15 protein-coding genes are annotated in these 14,647 nt (G+C 74.4%); 5 read left to right on the top strand and 10 right to left on the bottom strand.

Annotated elements, in window-relative coordinates; translation table 11 throughout:
* Positions 1 to 13: 13 nt before the first annotated feature.
* Positions 14 to 580 carry a hypothetical protein gene (locus tag ACI79D_RS08170; protein WP_456917865.1) on the top strand — a complete coding sequence of 189 codons (567 nt, stop codon included), beginning with the start codon at positions 14 to 16 and terminating at the stop codon, positions 578 to 580.
* Positions 581 to 678: 98 nt separating this feature from the next.
* Here the strand turns inward: ACI79D_RS08170 and ACI79D_RS08165 are convergent, their stop codons facing one another.
* From ACI79D_RS08165 to ACI79D_RS08145, 5 genes are all read right to left on the bottom strand, one after another.
* Positions 679 to 1,338, bottom strand: a complete 660-nt coding sequence (locus tag ACI79D_RS08165; RefSeq protein WP_456917864.1) for an SRPBCC family protein — start codon at positions 1,336 to 1,338, stop codon at positions 679 to 681.
* Positions 1,335 to 3,755 (bottom strand): aerobic carbon-monoxide dehydrogenase large subunit, encoded by a 2,421-nt coding sequence (gene cutA, locus ACI79D_RS08160; protein WP_456917863.1) that lies wholly within the window; start codon positions 3,753 to 3,755, stop codon positions 1,335 to 1,337. The genes ACI79D_RS08165 and cutA overlap by 4 nt, the downstream gene beginning before the upstream one ends.
* Positions 3,752 to 4,270: a (2Fe-2S)-binding protein gene (locus tag ACI79D_RS08155; protein ID WP_456917862.1), complete on the bottom strand. Its 519-nt coding sequence runs from the start codon at positions 4,268 to 4,270 to the stop codon at positions 3,752 to 3,754. Before ACI79D_RS08155 ends, cutA begins: the two co-directional genes overlap by 4 nt.
* Positions 4,267 to 5,142, bottom strand: coding sequence for an FAD binding domain-containing protein (locus tag ACI79D_RS08150; protein ID WP_456917861.1), 876 nt, complete (start codon positions 5,140 to 5,142; stop codon positions 4,267 to 4,269). The genes ACI79D_RS08155 and ACI79D_RS08150 overlap by 4 nt, the downstream gene beginning before the upstream one ends.
* Positions 5,143 to 5,479: 337 nt before the next feature.
* Positions 5,480 to 6,955, bottom strand: coding sequence for a uracil-xanthine permease family protein (locus tag ACI79D_RS08145; RefSeq protein WP_456917860.1), 1,476 nt, complete (start codon positions 6,953 to 6,955; stop codon positions 5,480 to 5,482).
* 163 nt (positions 6,956 to 7,118) lie between these two features.
* Here ACI79D_RS08145 and ACI79D_RS08140 point away from each other — a divergent pair, with 163 nt between their 5' ends.
* Positions 7,119 to 8,618: an FdrA family protein gene (locus ACI79D_RS08140; RefSeq protein WP_456917859.1), complete on the top strand. Its 1,500-nt coding sequence runs from the start codon at positions 7,119 to 7,121 to the stop codon at positions 8,616 to 8,618.
* The gene (locus tag ACI79D_RS08135; protein WP_456917858.1) at positions 8,615 to 10,024 is read left to right on the top strand and encodes a DUF1116 domain-containing protein; all 1,410 of its coding nucleotides are present in this window, start codon (positions 8,615 to 8,617) and stop codon (positions 10,022 to 10,024) included. The genes ACI79D_RS08140 and ACI79D_RS08135 overlap by 4 nt, the downstream gene beginning before the upstream one ends.
* 81 nt (positions 10,025 to 10,105) lie before the next feature.
* Here the strand turns inward: ACI79D_RS08135 and ACI79D_RS08130 are convergent, their stop codons facing one another.
* Positions 10,106 to 10,825, bottom strand: a complete 720-nt coding sequence (locus tag ACI79D_RS08130; RefSeq protein WP_456917857.1) for a DUF998 domain-containing protein — start codon at positions 10,823 to 10,825, stop codon at positions 10,106 to 10,108.
* An 80-nt stretch (positions 10,826 to 10,905) separates the two neighbouring features.
* On the opposite strand from ACI79D_RS08130, the gene ACI79D_RS08125 reads away from it, so the two are divergent.
* The gene (locus tag ACI79D_RS08125) at positions 10,906 to 11,568 is read left to right on the top strand and encodes a TetR/AcrR family transcriptional regulator (RefSeq protein WP_456917856.1); all 663 of its coding nucleotides are present in this window, start codon (positions 10,906 to 10,908) and stop codon (positions 11,566 to 11,568) included.
* A gap of 21 nt (positions 11,569 to 11,589) precedes the next feature.
* Here the strand turns inward: ACI79D_RS08125 and ACI79D_RS08120 are convergent, their stop codons facing one another.
* Positions 11,590 to 12,345, bottom strand: coding sequence for a DUF2470 domain-containing protein (locus ACI79D_RS08120; protein ID WP_456917855.1), 756 nt, complete (start codon positions 12,343 to 12,345; stop codon positions 11,590 to 11,592).
* A gap of 70 nt (positions 12,346 to 12,415) precedes the next feature.
* On the opposite strand from ACI79D_RS08120, the gene rpsD reads away from it, so the two are divergent.
* Positions 12,416 to 13,018, top strand: a complete 603-nt coding sequence (rpsD, locus tag ACI79D_RS08115) for a 30S ribosomal protein S4 (protein ID WP_456917854.1) — start codon at positions 12,416 to 12,418, stop codon at positions 13,016 to 13,018.
* Between the two features lie 77 nt (positions 13,019 to 13,095).
* Here the strand turns inward: rpsD and pcaD are convergent, their stop codons facing one another.
* From pcaD to catC, 3 genes are read right to left on the bottom strand one after another with little or no spacing between them, the layout of a single operon-like run.
* Entirely contained in the window at positions 13,096 to 13,854 is a 759-nt protein-coding gene (gene pcaD, locus ACI79D_RS08110) for a 3-oxoadipate enol-lactonase (RefSeq protein ID WP_456917853.1), read from the bottom strand.
* Positions 13,851 to 14,357, bottom strand: coding sequence for a nuclear transport factor 2 family protein (locus ACI79D_RS08105; RefSeq protein ID WP_456917852.1), 507 nt, complete (start codon positions 14,355 to 14,357; stop codon positions 13,851 to 13,853). Before ACI79D_RS08105 ends, pcaD begins: the two co-directional genes overlap by 4 nt.
* Entirely contained in the window at positions 14,354 to 14,641 is a 288-nt protein-coding gene (gene catC, locus ACI79D_RS08100; RefSeq protein ID WP_456917851.1) for a muconolactone Delta-isomerase, read from the bottom strand. The genes ACI79D_RS08105 and catC overlap by 4 nt, the downstream gene beginning before the upstream one ends.
* Positions 14,642 to 14,647 lie beyond the last annotated feature (6 nt).

The following is a 14,647-nucleotide window of genomic DNA, read 5'->3' as shown; positions in this document are numbered from 1 at the left end:
GTACGGGAGCCGTGTGGACCTCGAGGACGTCGTGCCGGCAGCCGACCACGTCACCCGCCAGGCGCAGTGGATCGACGCCCCACCGGCGGCGGTATGGGACGAGCTGCACCGGGTGCGGATGTCCCGGCTGCCCGTGACGGCGGTGCTCAGCGCCGCCCGTTTCCTGCCGGTCGTGCTCGCCGGTCGCGGGCTGGGACACCTGCGCGACCGGCCGTTCCTCGACGCCGTGCCGGTGCCGCTGCTGTGCTCGCAGCCCCCGGAGTCGGCCGTGTTCGGCGGCGTGCTCCAGGCGTGGCGGCTGTCCGGCGGTGACCGGCCACCGGCGCTCGACGCCGACGGCGTGCGTCGGTTCGCGGAGCCGGGCTGGGTGAAGGCGGCGATGGACTTCCGCCTGGCGCCGTCCCGCGGCGGCACGGTGCTGAGCTCGGAGACCCGCGTGGTGGCGACCGACCCGGCCACCCGTCGGCGCTTCGACCACTACTGGTGGGTCATCCGCCCGGGCAGCTCCGCGATCCGGTGGGAGCTGCTCGCCGCCGTGCAGGTCCGCGCAGAGGCCCGTGCCGGGGCCCGCGCCGCCTGACCGCCGTCCGGCAGGCCGCCCTCCCGGTTCGTGCACTCAGCGCGGTCCGGCGTCGTCCGGGACCACGCTGAGTGCACACAGCGCCCGCCCGGGATGGGTCAGCCCCGGCGGCGGCCCAGGAGCCAGCCGACGAGGACGCCGAGCAGGGTGAGCCCGGCGCCGCCGACCGCGCCGGTCACCAGGGTTCGGACGTCGGACGGCGCGGCCGGCGCGGCCGCGGCCCGGCCGGCGAACACCGTGGGTGCCGCGGCAGCAGGGGTGACCTCAGCGGCGGCAGGCGCCTCGGCGACCGCAGGAGCCTCGACAGCGGGCGCAGCGACCCCGGTCAGCTCGTCGTCGATCGCCCTGAAGAACTGCCCGGCCATCCGCTTGGCGACGCCGGTGATCATCCGTTGGCCCACGCCCGCGACCGGGCCGCCGATCACGGCGTCGGCCGAGTAGGTCAGCGTCGTCGTCCCGGCGTCGGTCGGCTCCAGGTTGATCGTCACCTGTGCGCGCGCGTTCCCGGGCGCACCGGCCCCGGACGCGTGCATCACGTAGGACTTCGGCCGCTGCTGGTCGGTCAGCCGCACCTCGCCGGCGTAGGTCCCCTTGATCGCCCCGACCCCGACGGACACGTTCATCCGGTACTCGTCGTCCCCGGTGCGCTCCAGCGACTCGCACCCGGGGATCGTGCGGGCCAGCACCGCCGGGTCGGTGATGACCGACCACACCTTCTCCGGGTCGGCGTGCAGCACCGCAGAGCCGTCGAGGTTCACGCACTCACTCCTGTCCTGCGGGCGGACGCCGCCGTCCGCTCCGAATCGGGGGATCGCACCAGGTCGTACAGCTGGGTGGGGGACAGCGGCATCGCCGCGATCCGGCGTCCGGTCGCGTCCTCGATGGCCGAGGCGATCGCCGCCGTCCCGGGGATGACGCCGGCCTCACCGGCGCCCTTGATGCCGAGCGGGTTCAGCGGCGACGGGGTCTGCTGGTGGTCGATCACCACGTCGGGGACCTCCGACGCGTAGGGCATGAGGAAGTCCATGAACGACGCGTTCTGCAGCTGCCCGTCGGCGTCGTAGGCCATCCGCTCGTACAGCGCGCCGCCCACGCCCTGCGCGACGCCGCCCTGCACCTGGCCCTCGACGATCATCGGGTTGACCACGTTGCCGCAGTCGTGCACGACCGCGTACTTGACGACGTCGATCTCCCACGTCGCCGGGTCGATCTCCACGACCGCGGCGTGCGCGCCCGAGGCGAAGGTCGACCGGATCGGCGAGTAGTAGTCGCGGTGCTCCAGGCCCGGCGCGTCGCCCTCGGCCACCGGCGGCTTGCTGTCGTCGCCCGGGCCGGCGAACTGGGTGGCCTGCTTGGCCGCCTCGTCGAACGCGTAGCGCAGCGGGTTGGACAGGACGGCGACCGTCCGCAGCGGGATCGACGCCCCGGGGGTGCCCTTCACCTGCACCACGCCGTCGTCGATCTCCAGGTCGCCGGCGTCCACCTCGAGGACGTCGGCGGCGATCCGCAGCGCCTTCTCCCGCACCCCGCGTGCGGCCAGCGCGATCGCGTTGCCGCTCATCACCGCGGCGCGGGAGGCGAACGTGCCCACCGCGTACCCGAACCGGCGGGTGTCGCCGGTGGTGACCTCGACGTCCTCGATCGGCACCCCGAGCTCGGAGGCGACGATCTGCGCGAACACCGTCTCGTGGCCCTGCCCCTGCGAGGTCAGCCCGGTCGAGACCAGCACCTTGCCGCTGCCGAGCACCTGCACGTGCCCGCCTTCGTACGGGCCGGGACCGGTGCCCTCCACGTACAGCGCCATCCCGACGCCGAGCAGCTTGCCGCGGGCCTCGGCGTCCGCCCGCAGCTCCTCGGCCTGCTCCCAGCCGACGAGGTCGCGCAGCTTGTCGAGCAGCCCCGGGTAGTCGCCGGAGTCGTAGATGACCGGCCGGCCGTCCTGGAAGGTCAGCCGGTGGTCGTAGGGGAACTGGTCGGGCCGGATCAGGTTCCGCTCGCGGACGACGGCCCGGTCCAGGCCGAGGGCGTCGGCGATGCGGTCCATGGTCCGCTCCATCGCGTAGCAGCCCTGCGGGCGGCCGGCGCCGCGGTACGGCGTCACGATGACGGTGTTGGTGAAGACGCTCTCCACGATCACCCGGTAGGCCGGGATGACGTAGGGCCCGACCAGCTGGGTCGCGGTCACGATCGGCACGATGATCCCGTAGGGCGTGTACGCGCCGTTGTCGTGCCAGATGTGGACGTCGAGCGCGGTGATCCTCCCGTCGTCGTCGTACCCGACGGTGATCTCCTGCCGCTGCTGCCGCTCGTGGGCGCTGGAGATGAAGTGCTCGCGGCGGTCCTCGGTCCACTTGACCTCGGCCTGCAGCGCGATCGCGGCCATCGGCACCAGCAGCTCCTCGGGCCACGGGTGCACGATCTTCACGCCGAAGCCGCCGCCGACGTCGGGCGCGATCACCTCGACCTTGTCCAGCGACAGCTGCAGCTTCGCCGCGATCGCCGCGCGCACCGACGTCGAGGCCTGGGTGCTGGTGTAGACCCGCAGGCTCCGGTCGGCGGCGTCCCAGCGCGCGTGCACGCCCTTGCCCTCCATCGGCATGCAGGCGCTGCGCTCGATGTACTGGGTGAACGAGAGCGTGTGCGGGCTGGCGGCCAGCACCGGCTCGACGTCCCCGGTCTCCTGGTGGTGCCGGGCGGCGACGTTGTCCGGGATCTCCTCGTGGACGGCGTGCTCGGCGGCGCGGGCGGCGTCCACGCCCACGACGGGCGGGAGCTCCTCGTAGGTGACGACGATCCGCTCGGCGGCGTCCTCGGCGAGGTACCGGTCGGTGGCCACCACCATGACGATCGGCTCGCCGACGTGGTTGACCTCGCCGTTGGCCAGCGGGAAGCCGGTGCGCGGCGCGTGCAGCTGCGGGTGTGGGATCAGCACGGGCAGCGGCTCGGCGAGCGGGCCGGTGAGGTCCTCGTAGGTGTAGATCGCCACCAGGCCCTCGACGTCCAGTGCCGCCTCGACGTCGATGTCGACGATGCGGGCGTGCGCGTGCGGACTGCGCACGAAGGCGGCGGCCAGGGTCGCGGTCGAACCGATGTCGTCGAGGTAGCGGCCTCGGCCGGTGATGAGCCGGGCGTCCTCGCGCCGGCGGACCGGCTCCCCGAACAGCTTGGTGGTCATCGGGCGTCCCGCATCGCCGCGGCCGCGTGGCGCACGGCCTTCTTGATGTTGGCGTAGCCCGTGCACCGGCAGAGGTTGCCGCCGACCAGGTCGTCGACCTCCTCCTCGGTGAGCTCGGCCGCCGCGTCGCGGTTCTCCAGGCCGGCCTTGATCGTCATGAGGAAGCCCGGCGTGCAGAAGCCGCACTGCAGCGCGTGGCACTCGCGGAAGGCCTCCTGGACCGGGTGCAGCACCGACCCGCCCCGGCCGTCGTCGCGGGCCAGGCCCTCGACGGTCTCCACCGACGCCCCGTCCACCTGGACGGCGAGCACCAGGCAGGACCGCACCGGCGCGCCGTCCACGAGCACGGTGCAGGCGCCGCAGACGCCGTGCTCGCAGCCGACGTGCGTGCCGGTCAGGCCCAGGTCGTGACGCAGCGCGTCCGACAGCAGCCGTCGCACCGGCACGGTGGCTTCACGTGGAACACCGTTCACGGTCACGGTGATCGTGCGCTCGGCGTCGACGGAGACGGTCATGCGGCGGTCCTCTCGGCTGCTTCCGTGGCGGCCTCTGCGAGCGTGCGTTCGGTCAGCACGCCGACCAGCAGGCGGCGGTAGTCCGCGCTGGCGTGCAGGTCGCCGTCGGGGTCGACCAGGGTGCGGGCAAGCGCGCCGGCGGCGGCCCAGTCGGCCTTCTCGACCGGCGCGCCGGCGACGGCCTCGGTGAGGTCGTGCACCTCCGGCACCAGCCCGACGGAGATGTAGGCGGCCCGCGCGGCGGTCACCCGGCGGGACGGGTCGAGCTCGACCACCACGCCGGCGCCGCAGACGGCGTAGTCGCCCTTGCGGCGGGCGACCTCGGCGAACGCGGTGCCCGCGCGCTCGGGCAGGGCCGGGAAGAACGCGGAGGTGACGATCGCCGGGCCGGACAGCGAGGTCTCCAGCGGGCCGACGAACAGGTCCGGCCAGGCCACGTCACGGGTGCCCGACGGCGTGGCGACGGTGACCGAGCCGCCGGTCAGGGCGAGGACGGAGGTCATCTCGCCGGAGGGGTCGGCGTGCGCGATCGACCCGACGGTGGTCCCGCGATTGCGGATCGCGGGGTGCGCCACGTTCGCTGTCGCCCGGGCCAGCAGCGGCTGCACGCGCGCGGCCGCGGTGTGGGAGAGCAGGGACGCGTGGCGCACGAGGGCGCCCACCCGGACGCCGTCCCCGCTCGCCTCGACGGTGTCCAGGCCGGGCACCCGGTTGATGTCGACCAGCGCGGCCGGCGCGGCGAGCCGCATGGACAGCAGCGGCAGCAGCGACTGGCCACCGGCCAGGACCTTCGCACCCTCCTCCGCGGCGAGGACCGCGAGGGCCTCGTCCAGCGAGCGGGGGTCGGCGTAGCGGAACGGGGCGGGTTTCACCGGCCGACGGCTCCCCGGCTTCCCGGCCGGGTGCCGGCCCGGCGGAGCTTCCGACGCAACGCCACGAGTGCCTCCTTGCCGCGCTCATCGCCGACTCCCGGGGGCCCTGACGGCCGGCCGGGGGTGCTGGGCCGACGAGCGTCGCCCGCACCGGCGAGGTGTCAGCCTGTCACGGGGCCCGGAGCGGCGGAAGTACCTCAGTGCTAAATATTCGTGTCCGGACGACGGCCGTCCGCCGGCCGCCTCCGCTGGGCCCTGAACAGCGGAAAGGGCCCCGTCACCGAGGTGACGGGGCCCCCTTCCCAACAGCGCGGGACCGACGGCGGTCCCGCGGGGATCACGACGTGCGCGTGCCCTTCCCCGGCGTCCGGGCGCTCGGGACGCCGGGCCGGCCGACCTCGTCGACCGACGACGGGTCGGAGCTGACCTCCTCGCCGTGGACGTGCCCGAACGACGAGCCCGCGGCCGGGTGGACGCCCTCCCGGGCGAGCGCTTCCTTCATCTCGGCCGGGGCCAGCACCCGGGCCACGTGCCAGAAGACGACGGCGACGATCGCACCGAAGGCGATGCCCGACAGCGAGAAGGTGTCGGTGATCTGCAGCGTCACGTTGCCGATGGCGATGATGATCCCCGCGGCGAGGGGCACCAGGTTGATCGGGTTGGCGAAGTCGACGCGGTTCTCCTTCCAGATCTTCGCGCCGAGCAGGCCGATCATCCCGTAGAGGACGACGGTGATCCCGCCGAGCACCCCGCCGGGCACGATGTTGATCAGTGCGCCGAACTTCGGGCACAGGCCCAGCAGGATCGCCACGACCGCCGCCACGTAGTAGGCCGCGGTCGAGTAGACCCGCGTCGCGGCCATGACGCCGATGTTCTCGGCGTACGTCGTGGTGGGGGAGCCGCCGACCGAGGTCGCGACGACGGTGGCGATGCCGTCCGCGGCGATCGCGCGGCCCATGACCGGGTCGAGGTCGCGCTTGGTCATGGCGGCGACCGCCTTGACGTGGCCGGCGTTCTCGGCGATGAGCGCGATGACGGCGGGCAGCACCAGCAGCGAGAAGTTGAACGAGAAGCTGGGCGTGGTGATGTCCGGCAGACCGAACCAGTCGGCCTGGCCCACGGCGTCGAAGTTGATCCGCTCGCGGGTGGAGACGGTGCCGGTCCCGTCCGGAGCGGTGATCGGCCCGGCGGTGACGTCGAGCAGGACCGACAGCAGGTAGCCGAAGACGAGGCCCAGCAGGATCGAGATGCGGGCCCAGAAGCCGCGCAGCAGCAGCGACGCGACGATGACGAAGACCATCGTGGCCAGGCCGACCCACTGGTCCTGCGGCCAGTACACCCCCGCGACGACGGGCGCGAGGTTGAACCCGATCAGCATGACGACCGCGCCGGTCACGGCCGGCGGGAGCACGGCGTTGACCACGCGCGCCCCCATGAAGTGGATGATCACGCCGACGATCGCGAGGACGACCCCGGAGACCAGGATCGCGCCGACGACGTCGGAGGAGTCGCCGCCCTGCGCCCGGACGGCGACCACGCCGCCCACGAACGAGGCGCTGGTGCCCAGGTAGCTCGGCACCTTCCCGTTGACGATGAGCAGGAAGATGATCGTCGCGATCCCGCTCATCATGATCGCCAGGTTGGGGTCGAGCCCCATGACGATCGGGAAGACGAAGGTGGCGCCGAACATGGCGACCACGTGCTGGGCGCCGATGCCGATGGTGCGCGGCCACGACAAGCGCTCATCGGGCGCGACGGCCTCGCCCAACGGCGGGGTCTTGCCGTCCCCGTAGAGCTTCCAACCGAACGCCATGAGTGCCTCCTCGACGTGCACCACAGACCAGGTCCGGGCCGGTCGACGCGCGTTGCCGGCACCGGGGACGGGTCAATCTGTCACGCTGCGGGAGGCGCGCGGAAGTACCTCAGTGCTAAATCGTTATTGCCATGATGTCTCAGCGCTGAGATAAATTGTGAGGGTGAGCGCCCCTCCCTCCGCCACCGGAGTCCGGCACGTCTCCCTCCGCAGCGGCGTCTACGCCGACTCGGTCAAGCTCATGCAGGTCAGCCGCGACATCGGCGCCCTCGACGGTGTCTCTGCCGTCGTCGTCGCGATGGCCACGCCGCTGAACCTGGAGCTGGCCGCCAACATGGGCCTGGCCCCCGACGGGGAGGCCTCCCCCGACCAGCTGCTCATCGCGGTCTCGGCCGCGGACGACGAGGTCCTGGCCGGTGCGGTGGCCGCGGTCGACGCCGCGCTGGCCGCCCGCGAGCGCGCCGGCGGCACCGCCGAGGCCGTCCCGGCGCGCACCATCGGCGGCGGCCTCGACGCCCTGCCGACGGAGGGCTCCGCGCTGGCCATCGTGAGCGTGCCCGGCCAGTACGCCGTCGCGGAGGCCGCCGACGCGATCGCCGCCGGCCGCAGCGTGCTGGTCTTCTCCGACGGGGTGCCGGTCGAGCACGAGGTCGCGCTCAAGCGCGCCGCGCACGACGCCGGCGTCCTCGTCATGGGGCCCGACTGCGGGACGGCGATCGTCGCCGGGGTCGCCCTCGGCTTCGCCAACGTGGTGCGCAGCGGTCCGGTCGGGCTGGTCGCCGCCTCCGGCACCGGCGCGCAGCAGGTGTCCAGCCTGCTGGACATGGCCGGCGTCGGCGTCAGCCACGTCCTCGGCGTCGGCGGCCGCGACCTGTCCGAGGCCGTCGGCGGGCTGGCGACCCTCGACGCGCTCGCCGCGCTGGACGCCGACCCCGCCACCGAGCGGGTGCTGCTTGTCTCCAAGCCGCCGGCGCCGTCGGTGGCCGCCGCGGTCGAGGAGGCCGCCGCGCGGCTGTCGGTCCCGGTGCGGTCCGCGGCGCTCTCCCCCGACACCCCCGACCTCACCGCCGCCGTGGAGGCGCTGCTCGCCGACATGGGCGCGGAGGTGCCGCACTGGCCGTCGCGCCCCGGACCGCAGGAGACGCCGCTGCCCGGTGCGGTGCTCAAGGGCCTGTACTCCGGGGGCACCCTCGCCGACGAGGCGATGCTCGTCGCCGCGCCGGTGCTCGGTGACATCCGGTCCAACACCCCGCTGCGGCCGGACCTGGACCTCGGGACGGACCTGTCCGCCCGCGGGCACGTGGTCGTCGACTTCGGCGACGACGCGCTCACCGTCGGGCGGGCGCACCCGATGATCGACCCGACGCTGCGACTCGAGGCGATCGCCGCGCTGGCCGCCGAGGGGGAGCCGGCGGTGCTGCTGCTCGACGTCGTCCTCGGGTACGGCGCCGACGCCGACCCCGCCGCCACCCTCGCCCCGGCGCTGCGGGCCGCCCGCGCGACACGGACGCTGCCCGTGGTGGTCGCCCTGGTCGGCACCGAGGGCGATCCGCAGGGGTGGAGCCGCCAGGCCGACGCCCTCGCCGCCGCCGGTGCCGCCGTCTTCGCGTCCAACGCCGCGGCCACGCGGTACGCCCTCGACCTGCTGGGAGCCGTGCGATGAGCCTCGGGAACCTGCTGTCCGCCCCGCCGACCATCGTCGCCGCCGGGGTCGACGTCTTCTCCGACGCGCTGCGCGCCCAGGGCGCCGAGGTGCACGACGTCGACTGGCGCCCGCCGGGCTTCGGCGACCCCGCCCAGCTCGCGGTGCTGGCGCTCGACCCGCGCCGCGCCGCGGCCAACCGCACCGCGGTCGAGCGGGTGATGGCCGCCGGGTCGCGGCTGGTCGACGTCCGGCCGGCCCGCGACGTGCTCGGTCTGCCCGACCGCACGCTGCTGCACGCCGGTCCGCCGATCGCCTGGGCCGACGCCAGCGGCCCGCTGCGCGGCGCGCTGATCGGCGCCTGCCTGTTCGAGGGCTGGGCCGACTCGGTCGAGGAGGCCGAGCGGGTCCTCGCCGCGGGCGAGATCGCCCTCGACCCCTGCCACCACCACCGGGCGGTCGGCCCGATGGCCGGCGTCACCAGCCCGTCGATGTGGATGTGGTGCCTGTCGGACCCGGTGCACGGCGGTCAGGCGTTCTGCAACCTCAACGAGGGCCTGGGCAAGGTCCTGCGGATGGGCGCCTACAACGACGAGGTGCTCACCCGGCTGCGGTGGATGCGCGACGTCCTCGGGCCGGTGCTGCAGACGGCGGTCCGCTCCATGGCCGAGCCGCTGGACGTCAAGGCCGTCCTCGCGCAGATGCTGCAGATGGGCGACGAGGGGCACAACCGCAACCGCGCCGGCTCGCTGATGACCCTCCGCGAGCTCTCCCCGGCGATCGTCGAGGTCGACGCCCCGGCGTCCGACGTCGCGGCGGTGCTGCGGTTCATCGGCGGCAACGAGCACTTCTTCCTCAACCTCGGCATGCCGACGGCGAAGCTGGCCATGGACGCGGCGCGGGACGTCCCGGGCTCGACGATGGTCACGGTGATGGCGCGCAACGGCACCGAGTTCGGCATCCAGACCGCCGGCACCGGCGACCGCTGGTTCACCGGTCCGGCGCAGACGCCGGTCGGCCTGTTCCTCGGCGACTACGGCCCCGAGGACGCCAACCCCGACATCGGCGACTCCGCGATCATGGAGACCTACGGCGTCGGCGGGTTCACGATGGCCGCGGCCCCGGCGATCGTCCGGTTCGTCGGCGGCACCGTGCCCGACGCGCTGGCCACCACCGAGCGGATGTACTCCCTGACCCTCGCGGAGAACCCGGCGATGCAGGTGCCGATCCTCGGCTTCCGCGGGTCGCCGACCGGCATCGACGTCCTCGCGGTGGCCCGGACCGGCTGGCTGCCGCAGATCAACACCGGCATGGCCGGTCGGGTGGCCGGCACCGGCCAGGTCGGCGCCGGCCTGGTGCAGCCGCCGCAGGAGTGCTTCGAGAAGGCGCTGGCCGCCCTCGCCGGGGAGCTCCGCCCCGCGGTCTGACGCACGCGCCGAGATCCGCGGGACGGCGGCCACCCGGCCGGGGAACCGCCGCCCCGCGGACTTCGACGGGCTCCGGGCGGGTCAGCCGCGGGCGCGGGTCGGGTGCGGCGTCCGCCGGTAGAGGTGCACCGACACCGCCGCGACCCAGCCCCAGCCGACGACGACCCCAACCCAGAGGAGGAGCACCGCCCACGACGACGTGGCACCGGAGGCGACGCCCAGGAAGCCGGCCAGCACCACGACGGCGCTGGTCAGGGACGCGCGGGCCCAGCCGCGCCGTCCCTCGCCGGCGAACCGCCGGGCCATGACCGAGGCCGCGGCGACCAGGCAGACGAAGCCGATGCCGCCGGCGGCCAGGTGCAGCAGCCCGGAGGCGGTGACCTCGACCGGGGCTCCGGCGGGCGTGCCGACGGGGAAGCCGTCCATCGGGTCGGCGACGAAGACCGCGGCCGCCACCAGCGACAGCCCGTAGCCGGCGAGCAGCCCGGCGCCCCAGGAACCGAGGCGCCCCCCGCCCAGGGCGCGGTGCACGCCGAGGGCGGCGGCGACGGTCATCAGCCCGGAGACGGCGAGGGTGGTGACGTGGATCCAGCCCAGCGGGCCGTTGGCCAGCAGGCTCAGCGAGTGGCGGGTGATGTCGAACCCGTCCCGGGTCAGCGCCTGCAGCAGGCCGGAGGTGAGGTAGACGGCGCCGGCCAGCGGCCCGTAACCGAGCAGGGAGCGGGTCACCGCCGCGGTCCGGTCGCAGCCCCGCGGGGCGGACACGGGGACGGCGGGGTGCGGGGCTGCGCTGGTGGTCATCGGTCTGCCTCTCCGGAGTTCTTACACTGGTCAGTGCAAGAGACGCCGCGGCCGGGCAGAACTCATCGGAGGTGCCGGGGATGAGCGCTCGGGACGAGGCATCGGCGCCTGGCGGAGGCCGCCCAGCGCCCGACCCGCGCGTGGTGCGCAGCCGGGCCGCCGTCCTGGAGGCGGCCACCGCGCTCTTCCTCGAGCGGGGGTTCGTCGACACGAGCATCGACGACGTCGCCGAGCGGGCGGGGGTGGCGAAGAAGACCGTCTACAACCACTTCGTCGACAAGGAGCGGCTCTTCACCGAGATCGTCCTCGGGGTCACCGCGACCGCCGAGCAGTTCGCCGACGCGCTGGTCGCCTCCCTCGACGAGGTGGCCGACGTGCGCGCGGCCCTGCGCGACCTGGCCGCCCGCCACCTGACCTCGGTGACCCGCCCCCAGGTCGTCCGGCTGCGCCGGCTGGCCAGCGCGGAGTCCCGACGATTCCCCGAGCTGGCGCGGGAGTACCACGCGCGTGCGCCCGGCCGCGTGATCGGCGCGCTGGCCCGGGCGTTCGCCGACCTGGACCGGCGTGGGCTCCTGCGCGTCCCCGACGGGCGGCTCGCGGCCGAGCACTTCGCCTTCCTCGTGGTCGGCGCGACCCTCGACCGCGTCATGTTCGAGGGGGAGGGTGCGGTGCCGGAGGGCGCCGAGCTCGACCGGCGGGCCCGGGCCGGCGTCGAGGCGTTCCTGGCGGCCTACGGCACCTGACCCGGGCCCTCGGCGCGGCGGTCAGTCCCGCGCGCAGGCCAGCAGTGTCGTGACCGCCGACGCGAACTCGCCGGGGCCGGTCAGCGGCGCCGGGAACGGCGTCCGCAGGTCGTAGCAGCCGCGCCGGTGCTCGACGCGGAACAGGACGCCGAACCGGTCGACGCCGAGCAGGTGCACCGCGTCGTCCCCGGTCCACGCCCGGACCCGGACGCACAGCTCCGCGAGCGGGCCGGCGCAGTCGGCCATCAGGTCGTCCTCGGCGGCGCCGAGCGGATCGGGCCGGGCCGCCGCGTAGTCCTCGGGCGTGATCTCGCTGCAGCCGCCGCCCTCGTGCAGGAGGACCTCCGCGAGGTCCAGGCGCAGCAGCGTGGCCGAGAGCCCGACGTCGAGCAGGACGTCGGCCGCGCAGGCCTCGGCGAAGGCGAGCACCAGGTCGGGCTCCTCGCGGGCCGGCACCGGGGTGAGCCACCCGGCCAGCTCGAGCCGGGCCCGCAGCGGGTTGCGCAGCGGCAGGGGCGAGCGCGCGCTCACCGTCACCCGCGCGGGCAGGTCGCCCTCGGGCGCACAGGCCACCGCCTCGGCCAGGCCGCCGGCGCGCGGCACCACCACGAGCACCTCGCCGTCGGCGGTGGTGGTCGCGGCCAGCAGCCGGCTGGTGCCGAGCCCGAGGGCCGCGATCGAGGCGGCGGGCCGGGTGGCGACGGTGCGGGCGCGCTCGGCGGCGGCGGGCACGGCGGCCCGGTCGGTGTGCGGCGGGATCGGGTGGCCGGCGGTCATGGCGTCCCTCGGGGTCGACGACGGGAAGCTCCAGAGGAGTAAGGTGAGCCTAACCAAACCAGGAGGTCCCGTGAACACCCCGCGCCCCAAGATCCGGCTCAGCCGCGCGCTGGGCATCCCGCTGACGCCGAAGGCGGTGGCCTACTTCGAGCGCCGTCCGTACCCGCCGGGCGAGCACGGCCGCAAGCGCAAGAGCAGCAGCGACTACAAGACCCGGCTGCTCGAGAAGCAGCGGCTGCGGGCGCAGTACGACATCAGCGAGACCCAACTGCGGGCGGCCTTCGACCGGGCCAAGCGCGCCGGCGGCAAGACCGGTGAGGCGCTGATCCAGGACCTCGAGTCGCGGCTGGACGCCACCGTCCTGCGCGCCGGCTTCGCCCGCACGATCTACCAGGCCCGCCAGTTCGTCACCCACCGGCACGTGCTGGTCAACGGCAAGCGGGTGGACCGGCCCTCCTACCGGCTCAAGCCGGGTGACTTCGTGCAGATCGCCGCCACGTCGCGCACCAAGGAGCCGTTCGTCGTCGCCGCCTCCGGCGCGCACGCCGACGCCCCGGCCTACCTCTCGGTCGGGCTGGCCGACCTGGTCGCCCGGGTCGAGCGGACGCCGGCCCGCGAGGAGGTCCCGGTGGTCTGCGAGGAGCAACTCGTCGTCGAGTACTACTCCCGCTGACCGGGGCGCGAGACCTGCACAGTGGCGCCCATGGGGCGCCCGACGGCGACCACTGTGCAGATCTCGCCGCGGAGGGCTCAGCCCAGGTGGCGGGCCAGCGCCGCGTTGACCGTCTCCGGGTCGGTGGCGTTGGGCAGGTGTGCCGCCCCGGGGACGACGACGAACTCGGCGCCGATGCCGTCGGCGACGACCTGCACCATCTCCGGCGGGGTGGCCGGGTCCTCGGCGCCGGCCAGCACGATCGTCGGCGTCGTGATCTCGCCCAGCCGGCTGCGGACGTCGAACGCGCCGATCGCCTCGCAGCAGGCGGCGTAGCCCTCGCGCGGGGTGTCGCGCAGCATCTTCAGCAGCCGCAGGGCCTCGTCCGGGTGCTGCTCCGCCCAGGCCGCCGTGAACCAGGTGCCGGTGCGGGAGCCGACGAGCACCTCCGTGCCGTGCTCGCGCACCTGCTGCGCGCGCACCGCCCACGACGGCGGGTCGGCGAACTGCGCTGCCGAGGCGAGGACCGCCATCTTGTCCAGCCGGTCGGGCACGGTGAGGGCCAGCTGCTGGCCGATGGCCCCGCCGATCGAGACCCCGGCGTAGGAGAACCGCTGCACGCCGAGCCGGTCGAGCAGGGCGACGACGTCGCCGGCCAGGTCGGCCATCGTGCACGGCCCGGGGACCACCTCCGAGCCGCCGTGCCCGCGCAGGTCGTACCGCACCACGCGGAACCGGCCGGCGAACTCGGCGGCCTGGGCGTCGAACAGCCCGGTGTCGGTGCCCAGCGACGGGCCGAACACCAGGACGGGGGCGTCGTCCGGGCCGTCGACGACGGCGGACAGGCGTGCGGTCATGCGGTTCCTCCTCCGGTGGCGGCACCGCGGGCGGGGGCGAAACCGAAGCGGTGCTGGTCCCAGCCGTCGCGCAGTGGTCCCCAGTAGTCGAAGCGCACCTGCTTGACCGCGTACCGCCATCCCTCGGCGGTGCGGACCAGCCGGTCGGAGTAGCGGCCCGCGGCGACGTGCGGGACGTCGTCGACCACGCAGGGCTGCCACAGCATCGAGCGCACCGTAGCGGTGTCGCCGTCCACCCCGATCTCGTGGTTGCCGACGTGGTGCCAGAACCGCATCCCGCCATCGGCGAGCCCGCTGAAGAAGGCGAGCAGGTCGGCGGAGCCGGTGACGACGGCCAGCCCGTCGAAGGTGCCGTCCGGCGTGAACAGCCCGACCAGCCCGGGCCAGTCGCCGGTGTCGACCAGCCGGCAGTAGGTGGCGTCGAGGGTCCGGATCGCCTCGATGTCGCGGTGGAGGAGCACCGCGTCCTCGAGCCGCCGCAGCCGCTCCTCGACCGTGGTCACGGGTTGGCCGACAGCGCCGAGGGGTGCTCGGTCAGCGGGGTCACCGCGATGGTCATGAACGGGAACAGCGGCAGGTTCCACAGGATCTCGTGCAGCTCGTCGGAGCTGTCGACGTCGAAGACGCTGATGTTGCTGTACTGGCCGACCACCCGCCACAGGTGCACCCAGGTGCCCTTCCGCTGCAGCTCCAGCGCGCGGGCCTTCTCGCGGGCGAGCAGGTCGGTGCGCTCGGCGGGGTCGAGGTCGCGGGGGACGGCGACGTCCATGCGGACGTGGAACAGCATGCTGGA

It is taken from the genome of Geodermatophilus sp. SYSU D00708, from assembly GCF_054050115.1.
The sequence above is the reverse complement of the archived record's forward strand: the minus strand, read 5'-3'. Positions and strand labels throughout refer to the sequence as shown.